Source organism: Gordonia sp. (in: high G+C Gram-positive bacteria) (genome assembly GCF_047600385.1).
In the GTDB taxonomy this organism is placed as follows: Bacteria; Actinomycetota; Actinomycetes; order Mycobacteriales; family Mycobacteriaceae; genus Gordonia.
This window is the reverse complement of sequence record NZ_JASGKZ010000001.1, coordinates 3,758,050-3,770,424: the sequence shown is the minus strand read 5'-3', so window position 1 is coordinate 3,770,424 and position 12,375 is coordinate 3,758,050. Positions and strand designations below refer to the sequence as shown.

General features: G+C 73.6%; 5 protein-coding genes and 1 pseudogene. 2 read left to right on the top strand and 4 right to left on the bottom strand.

Features of this window, described 5'->3' with window-relative positions; genetic code table 11:
• Positions 1 to 74 precede the first annotated feature (74 nt).
• The 4 genes and pseudogenes from QM809_RS16995 to QM809_RS16980 form a co-directional block, all read right to left on the bottom strand.
• A pseudogene (locus QM809_RS16995) lies at positions 75 to 1,151 on the bottom strand (condensation domain-containing protein); the annotation flags it as partial.
• Positions 1,152 to 1,165: 14 nt separating this feature from the next.
• Positions 1,166 to 2,194 (bottom strand): ABC transporter substrate-binding protein, encoded by a 1,029-nt coding sequence (locus tag QM809_RS16990; RefSeq protein ID WP_415046866.1) that lies wholly within the window; start codon positions 2,192 to 2,194, stop codon positions 1,166 to 1,168.
• 99 nt (positions 2,195 to 2,293) lie between these two features.
• Complete coding sequence (locus QM809_RS16985; RefSeq protein ID WP_415046865.1) at positions 2,294 to 4,348, bottom strand: condensation domain-containing protein; 2,055 nt, start codon at positions 4,346 to 4,348, stop codon at positions 2,294 to 2,296.
• A 21-nt stretch (positions 4,349 to 4,369) separates the two neighbouring features.
• Entirely contained in the window at positions 4,370 to 10,027 is a 5,658-nt protein-coding gene (locus tag QM809_RS16980; protein ID WP_415046864.1) for an amino acid adenylation domain-containing protein, read from the bottom strand.
• A 196-nt stretch (positions 10,028 to 10,223) separates the two neighbouring features.
• On the opposite strand from QM809_RS16980, the gene QM809_RS16975 reads away from it, so the two are divergent.
• Both QM809_RS16975 and QM809_RS16970 read left to right on the top strand, forming a co-directional pair.
• Positions 10,224 to 11,291, top strand: a complete 1,068-nt coding sequence (locus QM809_RS16975; RefSeq protein WP_415046863.1) for a FecCD family ABC transporter permease — start codon at positions 10,224 to 10,226, stop codon at positions 11,289 to 11,291.
• Positions 11,288 to 12,367 carry a FecCD family ABC transporter permease gene (locus QM809_RS16970; protein WP_415046862.1) on the top strand — a complete coding sequence of 360 codons (1,080 nt, stop codon included), beginning with the start codon at positions 11,288 to 11,290 and terminating at the stop codon, positions 12,365 to 12,367. Before QM809_RS16975 ends, QM809_RS16970 begins: the two co-directional genes overlap by 4 nt.
• Positions 12,368 to 12,375 lie beyond the last annotated feature (8 nt).

The window sequence follows — 12,375 nt, the reverse complement described above, 5'->3', positions numbered from 1 at the left end:
GGTGCGCATTCGAGGCCCACCGCGGAGAACGCGCGGGTGGTCATCGGGAGGATGTTGGCGCCGACGCCGAACAGCGGGCGCGGAGTCCCGGAGGTGACCTCTCGGAGAGCGCGGCGCAGATCCTCGCCGCGGAAACGGCTGTGCGGATTCACCGCGCTCAGCGCGGCGTCGACGTCGCCGGCCACCTGGCGCCAGGTGGCGCCGACCCGGAGCCGGACGCGCAGGGGGAGCACGGTGGCCAGGGTGCCGATGTGCGCGCGCAGATCGGGATCGATCCGGCCGGACATCGGGGTGGCCAGCAGCAGGTCGTGCTGGCCGGTGCGGCGGTGGAGGAAACCGGCGAGGCTCGCGAGCAGCAGCCCCGCCGTGCGGACGCCGAGGGCGCGGGCCTGACCGTACAGCCGCGCGTTCTCGGCCTCGGTCAGCGGCACCGCGAGGATCTCGGCGCGCCGGGCCACCGGCTCGATCGCGCCGAGCAGCCGGGGCGGCATCGGCGCATCGGCGACCTGCTCCAGCCAGAAACGCCGGTCGTCGTCGAACCGCGGCGAATTGCGGTACTCGTCGTCGAAGCCGATCAGGGTCTCCAGCGACCACGCGGCATCGGTCTGCGGGACGTCGGCGGTGTCGGCGGGGATCCGGTGCCGCCTGCCGTAGCGGGTGAGACCGGCCGACATCATCATCCCGACGGCGGTGCCGTCGAGCACGATGTGGTGCGCGGAGAGATAGGCGAGCGTGTGCTCGTCGCCGACCCGCAGCAGGCTCGCTCGCATGAGCGGGCCCGCCGCGGTGTCGTACGGTTCCAGCAGCGCGGCGTCGATCCAGGCGCGCGCCGCGGCCTCCGGATCGGTCTCCCCCCGGAAATCGAGGACCCCGATCGGTGGGAGGTCGTCGATCACCTCCTGGTACACCTCGCCGCCTGCGGTCACGAAGCGGACGCGGGCCGCCTGCGACCGGGCGATGGTGGCATCCATCGCCACGGTGAGGGCGGTGACGTCCACCGGGCCGCGCATGTGGGCGATCAGCGCCGTCGTGTAGGCGGTGCTGTCATCGGTGGCCCGGTCGGCCATCCAGATCTCCCGCTGCGCCGCGGTGAGCGGGGAACGGGAGCCGGAGGTCGTCGGGATTGCGGGGGAAGACTGATCCAGTGTCATTTACTCGTCGTCGATCACTGAGCGGGCTTGGCGGCCTTGACCGCGGCGGCGATGTCCACGGCCTGACGTTCCACGGCGGCCGTGGTGTACGAGTAGGCCGTGCGGTACGGGTACACGTTGCCCTTCTGGACGGCGGGCAGCGCCTTGAACGCCGGGTTGTCCAGCAGCTCCTGGACGCCCTTGGCCGGCTTGCCCTCGGTGTCGGCGTCGAAGAAGATCACGTTCGCCGAGCTCAGCTTGTTCAGCTGCTCCAGCGACATCACCTCGTTGAAGCGCTTCGGCTCGGCGGGGACGCCGTCGAAGTACTTCACCCCGGCCATCTCCAGGCGCTTGTACACCAGCGACTTGTTGGTCGCGGCGGCGAAGGTGCCCGGCTCCTGGCCCGCGCCGATGTAGGCGGCGGTGCCCAGCTTGCCCAGGGCGTCCTTCTGGTCGTTCGCGATGGCGGTGAGCTTGTCGTTGACGCCGGCGAGGCGCTTCTTGGCGAAGTCGCCGCAGCCGATCGCGTCGGCGACGTTCTGGTAGTTGTCCCAGACCTGGGTCGGCTCCTGGATCTCGAGGGCGACGGTCGGCGCGGCCACCTCGTTGACCTCCTTGAGCGCCAGGGTCTTCTCCATGTCCTTACGGATGTAGGTGACCACCAGGTCGGGGTTCAGCGAGAGCACCTTCTCGGTGTTCACGCCGGCGGTGGCCGACCCGATGTCCGGCACGCCCTCGACCTGCTTGAGCTCGTCCGGGGTCGCGTTGGCCTTGTAGTCGTCGAGCATGCCGACGGGGACCACGCCGAGGTCGATCAGCTGCGTGGCCACCAGCCAGCCCGAGATGATCCGCTTCGGTGCGGCCGGCACCTTGACGTCGCCCAGGTAGGTTCCCTTGACGGTCCGCTCGCCGCTCAGGTCGCCGGAGGCGCAGGGCACGGCCGGGTTGCCGCCGGTCTCGTCGCTGTCGCTGCTGCACGCGGCGGTGGTGGTGAGGAGCGTGCCCGCCGCGAGCAGCGCCGCGGCCATGCGCACACGTCGGCGCAGGTGGGGAGAGGTTGCCATCGTGATTGAGTCCTTCACTGTCGGTGCCGACCCGGTCGGCTGGGTGAACGGCGAGAGGACGAGTGAAACGCCCTCAGCCGATGTTAAGGGTAGGGTAACCTAGCTAGTTCCGCGATCTCGGGCCCGGTCGGCGGCCGCGGCGAAACGCTCCCGCAGCCGGTCGGCGATCGCCTCGACGTCGTCGGACGAGAAGACCGCGGCCGACCACGTGACCTCCACCACCAGCTCCTGCGAGCCGTCCGCGGAACGTTCGACGCGCCCGTCCACGGTGAGCGGATGATCGACGGACAGGTCCGCCGCCGGGGTGGTCCGGGTCCACCGGGCCTGCGGGACCGGCTGCCACGGGTTCTGGCCGCGCAGATCCATGCCGCCCAGGTAGTTGACGAGGACCTGGGCCCGCGGCGAGCGGGCCAGCACCCGCGCGGTGCGCGGATTGCAGTAGCGGGCCAGGCCGTAGCCGTGACCGGGGTTCGCGATCTGCTCGGCGACCCGGTCCGCCCCGGTCGGGTCGGCGGGGGAGTGGAGCACCGGCCACAGCGCGGTGAGCCAGCCCACCGTCTCCGACAGATCGGCGTCGACCAGGTCGCGGCCGTGGCCCTCGACGTCGAGCAGGAACGGGGTGTCCGCGGCGTCCGGGGAGGCCGCCCGCCGCCATTGCGCGAGCCCGGCGGCGACGTCGGCGACGAACGACGTCCCCACCGCGTCCGCGGCGAGGTAGCGCTCGGTCTGGGCCGGGTCCAGGCGCACCGCCGTGGCTTGCAGATCGGCCTGGACTCCGGCGTCCCGGCCGATCGGAACGCCGACCAGCGGCGACGCCTGCGCCAGCACCCCGCGCCAGCGGGTGGCCTCGGCCACCGTGGCCGGTGCGGCCGCCAGCTCGGCGACGGCATTGGTGTAGCGCGCGAAACCGGTGATCGGGGCGGGCGGCTCGGCGGGACGTCCCGCGGCGAGGTCGGCGTCGATCACGGCCAGGTCGTCGAGCAGGATCCGCCACGAGACCGCGTCGACCGCGAGGTGGTGGATCACCAGGACCAGCCACGACCGCTCCGGACCGAACACCGCGGCGGCCTGCAGACAGCCGGTCGCCGTCGGATCCAGACGCGCGTGCACCTCGGCGGCGACCCCGGTGAACTCCGCCTCACCGGGTTCGGCGTCGAACCGGTGGACCGAGAGGAGCCCGGCGGCCGGTTCGGCGGGAGCCGGCTGGACGGTCCAGACGCCGCCCGCGGCCACCTCGACACGCAGCCGCAGGGCCTCGTGCCGGGCGAGCACCCGGTCCAGGACGGCGGTGACGCGGTCGGCGGTCGCCTCGGCGGGCAGCGCCACGGTGATCGACTGCGCCAGCGACTGCCAGCGACCCGTCCGGGCGGCGAGCCGAGCGGTGATCGGGGTGAGCGGCAGCGGGCGCGTCCGCTCGGCGGGCGCCTGCGCGGGGGCGTCGTCGGCGACCTCCACCTCGCGTGCGGCGGCGGCGATCGCCGCCACGGTGCGGTGCTCGAAGAGGTCGCGGACCTCGACGTCGTAGCCGCGGCGCCGCAGGCGGTTGATCACGGTGATGGCGACGATGTCGTCGCCGCCGAGGGCGAAGAAGTCGTCCTCGCGACCGGCGGCCGCGCCCTCGGGCAGGCGCAGCACCTCGGCGAAGACCTCCGCGACGGCCTGCTCGGCGGCGCCGGCGGCCCGGTCTCCGGACCCGGTGACCACCGGGTCGGGCAGGGCCCGGCGATCCAGCTTGCCGTTCGAGGTGACAGGAAGCGCGTCGAGCAGGATCAACGCCGCGGGCACCATGTGCGCGGGCAGTCCGTCGGCGGCCGCGGCCAGGACCGCATCGGGTGCGACGTCGACGCCCTCGGCGGGGACGCTGTAGGCGGCCAGCATCGTGCGGCCGTCCGCAGTGGTGTGCCCGATGATGACGGCCTGGCGCAGCGCACCGGTCTCCAGCAGCGCCTGCTCGATCTCCCCGGGCTCGATCCGCTGGCCGCGGAGTTTGAGCTGCGCGTCGCTGCGGCCGGTGTATTCGAGGACGCCGTCGGCGGTCCACCGGGCGACGTCGCCGGTCTGGTACATCCGCTCGCCCGGCCCGCCGAACGGGGCGGCGACGAAGCGCGTGGCGGTGAGGCCGGGCTGGCCGGCGTACCCGCGGGCCAGCTGCACGCCGGTCAGGTACAGGTCGCCCTAGAGACCGACCGGGCGTTCGCGCAGATCGGCGCCGAGGACGCGCAGTCCGGTGTTCCAGACCGGGGCGCCGATCGGGATCACGGTGCCGGGCAGATCGGTCACGTCGATCTCGGTGACGTCCACCGCGGCCTCGGTGGGCCCGTAGAGGTTGCCCAGCCGCACCTGCGGGAGACGGTCGCGGACGCCGTCGCGCAGCGGGGCGGTGAGCGCCTCGCCGGAACAGAGGATCCGGCGGAGCGCGGGGAGCGCGTCGTCGGTCTCGGCCAGGAACGCGCGCAGCAGCGACGGGACGAAGTGCACCGTGGTGACCTCGTGCGCGCGCAGGGTCGCGGCGATCGCCGCGGGCTCGCGGTGCGCGCCCGGCGCGGCCATGACGATCGTGGCACCGGCCGTCAGCGGCCAGAACAGCTCCCACACCGAGACGTCGAAACCGGTCGGGGTCTTGTGCAGCACCCGTTCGCCGACGGTCAGACCGTAGCGGCCCTGCATCCACAGCAGGCGGTTGACGATCGCGCGGTGCTCCACGACGACGGCCTTCGGGGTGCCGGTCGATCCGGAGGTGTAGATGAGGTACGCGGCCCGGCGGTCCGGCAGCGTCCCCGGGGCGGGGAGGTCGACGGCGGCCTCCGGCAGTGCGTCCGGGATCGCCCCGGTCGAGTCCACGACGACGGTCGGCGCCGCCCCGAACTCGGCGTCGGCGTCGTCGGTGATCACCGCGGCGGGATCGGCGTCGGCCAGGATGAACGCCCGGCGCCGGGCCGGATGATCCCGGTCGAGGGGAAGGTAGGCGGCACCGATGCGCTGCGCGGCGAGCACCGCCACCGACAGGGCCGCCGACCGCGGGAGATCCACCGCCACCACGTCGTCGACGCCGACGCCCGACGCCGCGAGCCGGCGCGCGAGCCGGTCGACGGACCCGGTCAGCTCGGCGTAGGTGAGGGTCTCGGTGCCCGGGCCGTCGCCGGCCGGGGCGATCACCGCCGGGACGTCCGGGTGCGCGGCGGCCGCCGCGGCGATCAGGGCGGTCAGGTCCACGCCCGCGGGCACGTCGTGCGCGGTGGCGTTGCCCCGCTCCAGCACGGCCCGGTCGTCGTCGGAGAGCAGCGGGAGAGCGCCGATCCGGAGCTCCGGGTCGGCGGTCATCGCCGTGATCGCGGTGGTCAGCAGGGCGGCGATGCGTTCGACGGTGGGCGCGTCGAACAGATCGCGAGCGTATTCGATCCGGCCCGAGATCCCGTCGCGGTCGGCGTGCTCGAGGAACTCGACGGTGAGGTCGAACTTCGCGCCGGTCGGCGGCACCGGGACGATCTCGGCGGTGAGCCCGGCGAAGTCCGGGTCGGGGACCGGTCCGCGGTACTGCACCATGCTCTGGAACAGCGGATTGCGGCCGTACCGGCGTTCGGGGGCCGCGGCCTCGACGATCTCGGCGAACGGGAGCATCTGGTGGTCGAGCGCGGCCAGGTCGGCGTCCTTCACCCGGGCGATCAGCTCGGCGACGGTCAGATCGCCGTCGAGCCGGGTGCGCAGCACCACGGTGTTGGTGAACATGCCGATCACCGACTCCAGGGCCGGGTGCGTGCGGTTGGCCACCGGGGTGCCCAGGGGCACGTCGAGGCTGCCGCTCAGGTGCGACCAGACCGCGGCGACCGCGGCGTGGGCCACCATGAACGACGTCGCTGAGGTCCGCCGGGCCAGCGCGCGCAGCGCGGCCCCGGTCTCGTCGGAAAGCGCGAACTCGACCACGCCGCCGCGGCCGCTGGGCGTCTCCGGGCGCGGACGGTCGTAGGGGAGTGCGAGCTCGTCCGGCAGACCGTCGAGCAGCGCCGACCAGTGGGCGCGCTCGGCGGCGCGCCGCGTGACGCCGTCGTCGTCGGCGCGGTCGAGGGTCTGCTCCTGCCAGAGCGCGGCGTCGGCGTACTGCACCGGCGCCGCGGCGGCGGATCCGCCGCCCAGGACGCGCTGATAGGCGTCGGCGAGTTCGGCGAACAGCAGCGGGGCGCACCACTCGTCGGCGGCGATGTGATGCACGGTGAGCTGCAGGATCCACGAGTCCGGGACATTCCGATCGGCGACGTCCCGGGCGGGATCGAGCCGGGCCACGTCGACGCGCAGCGGCGGCTCCACGCGCAGGTCGAAGGGCCGGGTGCGCCGCTCGGCGAGGGCGGCCGCGGCGTCGTCGGCGCTCTGCTGGTCGAACTCCTGCCCGTCGAAACCGTGGACCTCGACCGGGATCGGGGTCCCGACCGGGGCGATACGGGTCCACAGACCGCCGTCGGCGTCGTCGTCGAGCCCGGTGCGCAGCGACTCGTGGCGGTCGACCAGCTGCTGGACGGCGAGGCCGAGCGCATCGACGTCCAGGACGCCGCGCAGGGCCAGCGAGAACGGCAGGTTGTAGGCGGCCTCGTCGTCGCCGGACGTCGAGCGGACCAGCTGTTCGGCCGACCAGACGCTGCGCTGGGTCGCGCTCGCCGGCAGCGGGTCCGGCCGCGAGGTCGGGAGGGGGAGGTCGGCGCCGGACTCGTCCGGGGCGGTGCGGAGCCGATCCAGCTCGGCGGCCAGCGCGGCGACCGTCGGATGCTCGAACACGGTCCGGACGCCGACGGCGAGTTCGTGCTCGGTGACGAGCCGGTGCACCAGGCGCGTCGCGAGCAGCGAGTGGCCGCCCCGGCGGAAGAAGTCGTCGTCGCGGCCGACCGCGTCGAGTTCGAGGAGGTCGGCGAAGAGCGCCGCCACCTCTCGTTCGGCGGCCGAGCGGGGCTCGGCCGCGGTCGCGGAGGCCACCGTCTGCGGGTCGGGCAGCGCGCGGCGGTCCACCTTGCCGTTGGGCAGGGTCGGCAGTGCGTCCAGGACCACGACCGCGGGCACCTGGTAGCTCGGGAGACGCTCGGTGAGCTGCCGGTGGAGGCGGTCGGCGGCCGACTCGGCGCCCTCGGCCCGGTCGTCGAGCGTCACATACGCCCACAGGGTCTGCGTGCCGGATGCATCGGCCCGTGCGAAGACCACCGCGGCGTCGACGCCGGACAGGTCGTGGAGGGCGGCCTCCACCCCCACCGTCTCGACGCGGTGACCGCGGATCTTGACCTGGCCGTCGGCGCGGCCGTGGAACTCGATCCGGCCGTCGGGCCGGAGCCGGGCGAGGTCGCCGGTGCGGTACAGCCGACCGGGACCGAACGGATTCGCGACGAAACGCTCCGCGGTGAGGGCGGGCCTGCCCAGATAGCCGCGGGCCACCTGGGGGCCGGCGACATACAGTTCGCCGACCACGCCCTGCGGCACCGGCCGCAGGAGGTCGTCGAGCAGGACGATCCGGGTGCCCGGCACGGGACGGCCGATCGAGGCGGACTCGGTGCGGTCGACGTCCTCGTCGGCGAGGTCGGCCACGGTGACGTCGCCGACCACCTCGGAGGAGCCGTACGAGTTCACGATCTGCGCGTGCGGGGAGGCGGCGCGCACGGTGCGCACGACGTCGGCGCTCAGCGGCTCCCCGGACAGCACCCAGCGGGAGACTCCGGCGCAGGCCTGCGGCGCGGTGGTGGCCAGGGTGAACGCGAGCGACGGGACCGCGGTGACCTGGGCGACGGACCGGGCGCGCATCAGATCGGCCTGCGCGGCCGGATCGACCCGCTGCGCGTCGGTGGCGACCACCATCGGCGTGCCCGCCGCGAACGCGCCGAGCATCTCGGTGAGGCCGTCGATGAAGGCGAACGAACTCTTGAGGAGCCGGACGTCGCCGGGGGCGGCGGACCAGGCGGTCCCGGCCCAGCTCAGGCGCGCGGCGAGTCCGGCCCGCGTCCCGGCCACGGCCTTGGGCACACCGGTGGAACCGGAGGTGTAGACGAGGTAGGCGAGATGGTCGTCGTGCGCGACCGGAGCGTCGTATGCGGCGGGGGCTTCGGGGAGGACGGGGGTCTCGGGGAGGGCGGCCGCGTCGTCGTCGATCCGCAGGCGCGGCGCCGGGTGCTCGGGCACCGGGGCGCCGTCGACGGTGACGATCACCGCGGGGTCGGCGTCGGCGACGATGTACTCCAGCAGCTCGCGCGGGTACTCCAGGTCGATGGGCAGCACCGCGGCGCCCGCGCGCAGGGTCGCCAGCACCGCGACCACGGAGTCGACGCCGCGCGGCAGGGCGACGGCGACGATCGAGTCGGGGCCCGCGCCCAGCGCGGCGAGGCGGGCGGCGGTCCGGGCCACGCGCGCCTCCAGGGCGCCCGCGGTGAGCGACGTCCCGTCGCCGTCGACCGCGACCGCCTCGGCGGGGAGACGGCTCGGCGCGAGCAGTTCGGCGAGGGCGGCGGGCGCGGCCTCGTCGCCGGCGCCCGCGGCCAGGACCGCGGCGGTCCCGGCGTCGTCGAGCGCACCGACGGCGGCCACCCGGGCGGCGGGCTCGTCGGCGATCCGCCGCAGCACCGCGACCAGGGTCCGGGCCAGGCGCTGCGTCCGCTCCGGAGTCACCGCGGCGGGCAGATGATGCAGCCGGATCTCCAGGTGCGGCTGGACGATCACCTGGACGGTGATCGGGTAGTGCGTCGAATCGCGCGGCGCGATCCCGGTCGATGCGAGGCCGGCCGCGGCGAACGCCTCGAGGAGCGACGACGAGGAGGACGGATGGTTCTCCACCACGAGAAGGGTGTCGAAGAGCTCGCTCATGCCGGCGGCCCGCGAGATCGCCGGGAGCCCGACCCAATGATCGGTGAGGACCGTCGCCTGCTCGCGCTGGACGGCGGCGGCGACGTCGACCAGGCTCTGGCCGCCCGCGGCGCGGACCCGGACGGGGACGGCGCCGATCGTCATGCCGATGAGGCGTTCGGAACCCTCGAACTCGGGGCTGCGACCGGAGACCGTCGCACCGAACAGGACGTCGCTGCGGCCGGTCTCCAAACCGAGGGCCAGCCCCCAGGCCGTCTGGATCAGCGCACCCGGGGTGACGCCGGCCGCCCGGGCCCGCTGCGCGAGACGGTCGCCCAGATCGCCCAGATCGTCGATCCGGAGCTCGGCCGGACGGGTGCCGAGGGCCGCCGGATCGGCATCGGCGACCAGGGTGGCGGTGGCGCCGTCGTCGAGCACGGCCTTCCACCGCTCCAGGGCGGCGTCGACGTCGCGCTCGGCCAGCCACGCGAGGTAGTCGCGGAAGGCGCGGACCGGCGGCAGGCCGTCGACGGCGCCGCCCGCCGCATACGCGCGGAGGATCTCCTGGAACAGCAGCGGCGACGACCAGCCGTCGAGGATCAGATGGTGGTTGGTCACCAGGAGCCGCCAGTCGTGCTCGCCCAGCCGGCCGAGCGTGAAGCGGAGCAGCGGCGGATTCTCCAGGTCGAAGCGCTCGTCACGGGCGGCATCGCAGATCTCGGCCCAGGCGGCCCGAGCCTCCTCCGGAGTGCGGTCGGCGAGGTCGTGACGTTCCCAGCCGACGGCGGCGCCGTCGAGCACCAGAGCCACCGGCATGCCGTTCTTCCGTCGCCGGAACGCGGTCCGCAGGTTAGGGTGGCGGTCGAAGACGGCCTGGGCGCTGCGATGCAGCAACTCCGGGTCGAGTTCGCCGCCGAGCCCGATGTCGGCCTGGACCGTGTACGGATCGAGGCCGGAGCGATCCAGCGAGGAGGCGTAGAGCAGACCGTCCTGGACAGGAGTGAGCGGCATGATCTCGGCGAGCTTCATCAGGGAGATGCGTCCTTGTTCGATCGGGCCCGGACCTCGTCGGCACGGGCGGCGGCGCGGCCGGTCGGCGGCCCCCTCCGGCCCCACCTGGCAACTCTATTAAGGTAAGCATCACCGAACTGTTCTTACGACCCCGGGTGAGGTGATCCGGGGCACAGACCGATGGGAAGTGGACACGCGTGCGACCGGTGCACCCATGACTACCGCGGTGAGAGGCGCCGAATCGGCGAAGCCCGCCCGCGACCAGCCGAGCCCGGGCCTGGCGCAGACCAATGCGCGCCGGACCCTGGGCTGGCTCGTTCTGCTCGCAGTGCTGGTCGGAGTGATGTTCCTCAGCGTGCTGATCGGCTCCGAGGACCTGCCCTTCTCCACCGTCTGGGACGGACTCGTGCACTTCGACGCGCTCGTCGTCGAACACAACTTCGTGCGGGCGCGCGTCTCGCGGACCGTGCTGGGGGTGCTGGTCGGGCTGGCCCTCGGCGTCGCCGGGGCGCTGATCCAGGCGATGACCCGCAATCCGCTCGCCGACCCCGGCATCCTGGGCGTCAACGCCGGCGCGGCGTTCTTCGTGGCCCTGGCCGTCGGCGTCTTCGGACTCACCACCATCTGGACCAACATCTGGTTCGCCTTCCTCGGCGCGATCGTGGCGACCGCGCTGGTCTACCTGGTCGGCTCCCGGGGCGTGGCCGGGTCGACGCCGGTCCGCCTCACCCTGGCCGGGGTGGCGATCGGCGCGCTGCTCGGCGGCGTCACCGTCGGACTGGTGCTGCTGGACCCGGTCGCCTTCGACCAGATGCGCGCCTGGAACGCCGGCTCCATCGCCGGTCGTCCGCTCGACGTGCCGACGGCGGTGCTGCCGTTCATCCTCCTCGGCGTGCTCCTGTCGGCGTTCGTCGCGCGCCCGCTCAACGCGGTCGCGCTCGGCGACGACCTCGCCCGATCGCTCGGCGCCGACGTGCTGCGGACCCGGGTGATCGGCATCGTCGCGGTGACCCTGCTGTGCGGCGCGGCCACGGCGGCGGCCGGACCGATCGGTTTCATCGGCCTGATGATCCCGCACGTGTGCCGCTGGATCGTCGGCCCCGACCAGCGCTGGATCCTGCTGTACACGCTGGTCTCGGCGCCGCTCCTGCTGCTCGCCTCCGACATCCTCGGCCGGGTGATCCTGGCCGACAGCGAGGTGCCGGTCGGCGTGGTGACGGCCTTCCTCGGCGCCCCGGTGCTGATCGCGCTGGTACGGCGCAGTAAGGCGAGCGGCCTGTGAACGACGGTGAGATCAAGCGTCCTGCGGCCGTGGACTTCGGGCGGCCGGTGGCCGTCCTCCGGGCCGGGACCGGTCGGCTCTCCGGCCGGGTCGACGTCCGCGTGGTCGCGGTGGTGGCGGTGCTGCTCGCGCTGACCTTCGTCGCGTTCGTCGTCGCCCTGGTGCTGGGCGACTACCAGATGCCCGTCGATCGGGTGCTCACCGCGCTGTTCGGGACCGGGACCCCGCGCGACGAGTTCGTGATGGGCCGACGGCTGCCGCGGGCGCTGCTCGCGGTCCTGCTCGGCGCGGCCCTGGGCATCAGCGGCGCGATCATCCAGTCGCTCACCCGCAATCCGCTGGGCAGCCCCGACGTGATCGGCTTCAACACCGGCGCCTACACCGGTGCGCTCCTGGTGATCGTCGTGTTCGGGGGGAGCGCGGGATACCTGGGCACGTCGGCCGGATCGCTGATCGGCGGCATCGCGACCGCCCTGATCGTCTATCTGCTCGCCTACAAGCAGGGGGTCCAGGGCTTCCGCCTGATCGTCGTCGGCATCGGCGTGAGCGCCATGCTGGCCTCGCTGAACACCTGGCTGATCCTGACCGCCGACCTCGACGTCGCGATGGCGGCCGCGGCCTGGGGGGCGGGAACGCTGCAGGACCCGCAGAACGACCTCAAGGTGCCCATCGTCGCGCTCGTCTTCGCGCTGGTGCTGGTGCTGCTCGTACCGCTGTCGGTCCGCATGAAGGTGATGGAGATGGGCGACGACGCCGCCACCGCCCTCGGGGTGCGCACCGAGCGGACGCGCCTGATCCTGCTGGTGCTCGGCGTGAGCCTCACCGCGCTGGCCACCGCGGCCGCCGGTCCGATCGCCTTCGTCGCACTCGCCGCCCCGCAGCTGGCCAAGCGGCTCGCCGGATCGGCCGGGGTGTCCATGCTGCCCGCCGCGGCGATGGGCGCGCTGCTGCTCTCGGCGTCCGACCTGGTGGCCCAGTGGACGTTCTCGACGCCGCTGCCGGTCGGTGTGGTCACCGTGTCCGTCGGCGGTCTGTACCTGGTGTGGCTGATCGCCCGCGAAACCAAGAAGAACTGAATCGAGAG

Excerpts from the sequence above, each read along its gene's own strand:
- QM809_RS16980 (WP_415046864.1), bottom strand. The coding sequence starts at position 10,027 with ATGAAGCTCGCCGAGATCATGCCGCTCACTCCTGTCCAGGACGGTCTG.
- QM809_RS16975 (WP_415046863.1), top strand. The coding sequence starts at position 10,224 with ATGACTACCGCGGTGAGAGGCGCCGAATCGGCGAAGCCCGCCCGCGAC.
- QM809_RS16990 (WP_415046866.1), bottom strand. The coding sequence starts at position 2,194 with ATGGCAACCTCTCCCCACCTGCGCCGACGTGTGCGCATGGCCGCGGCG.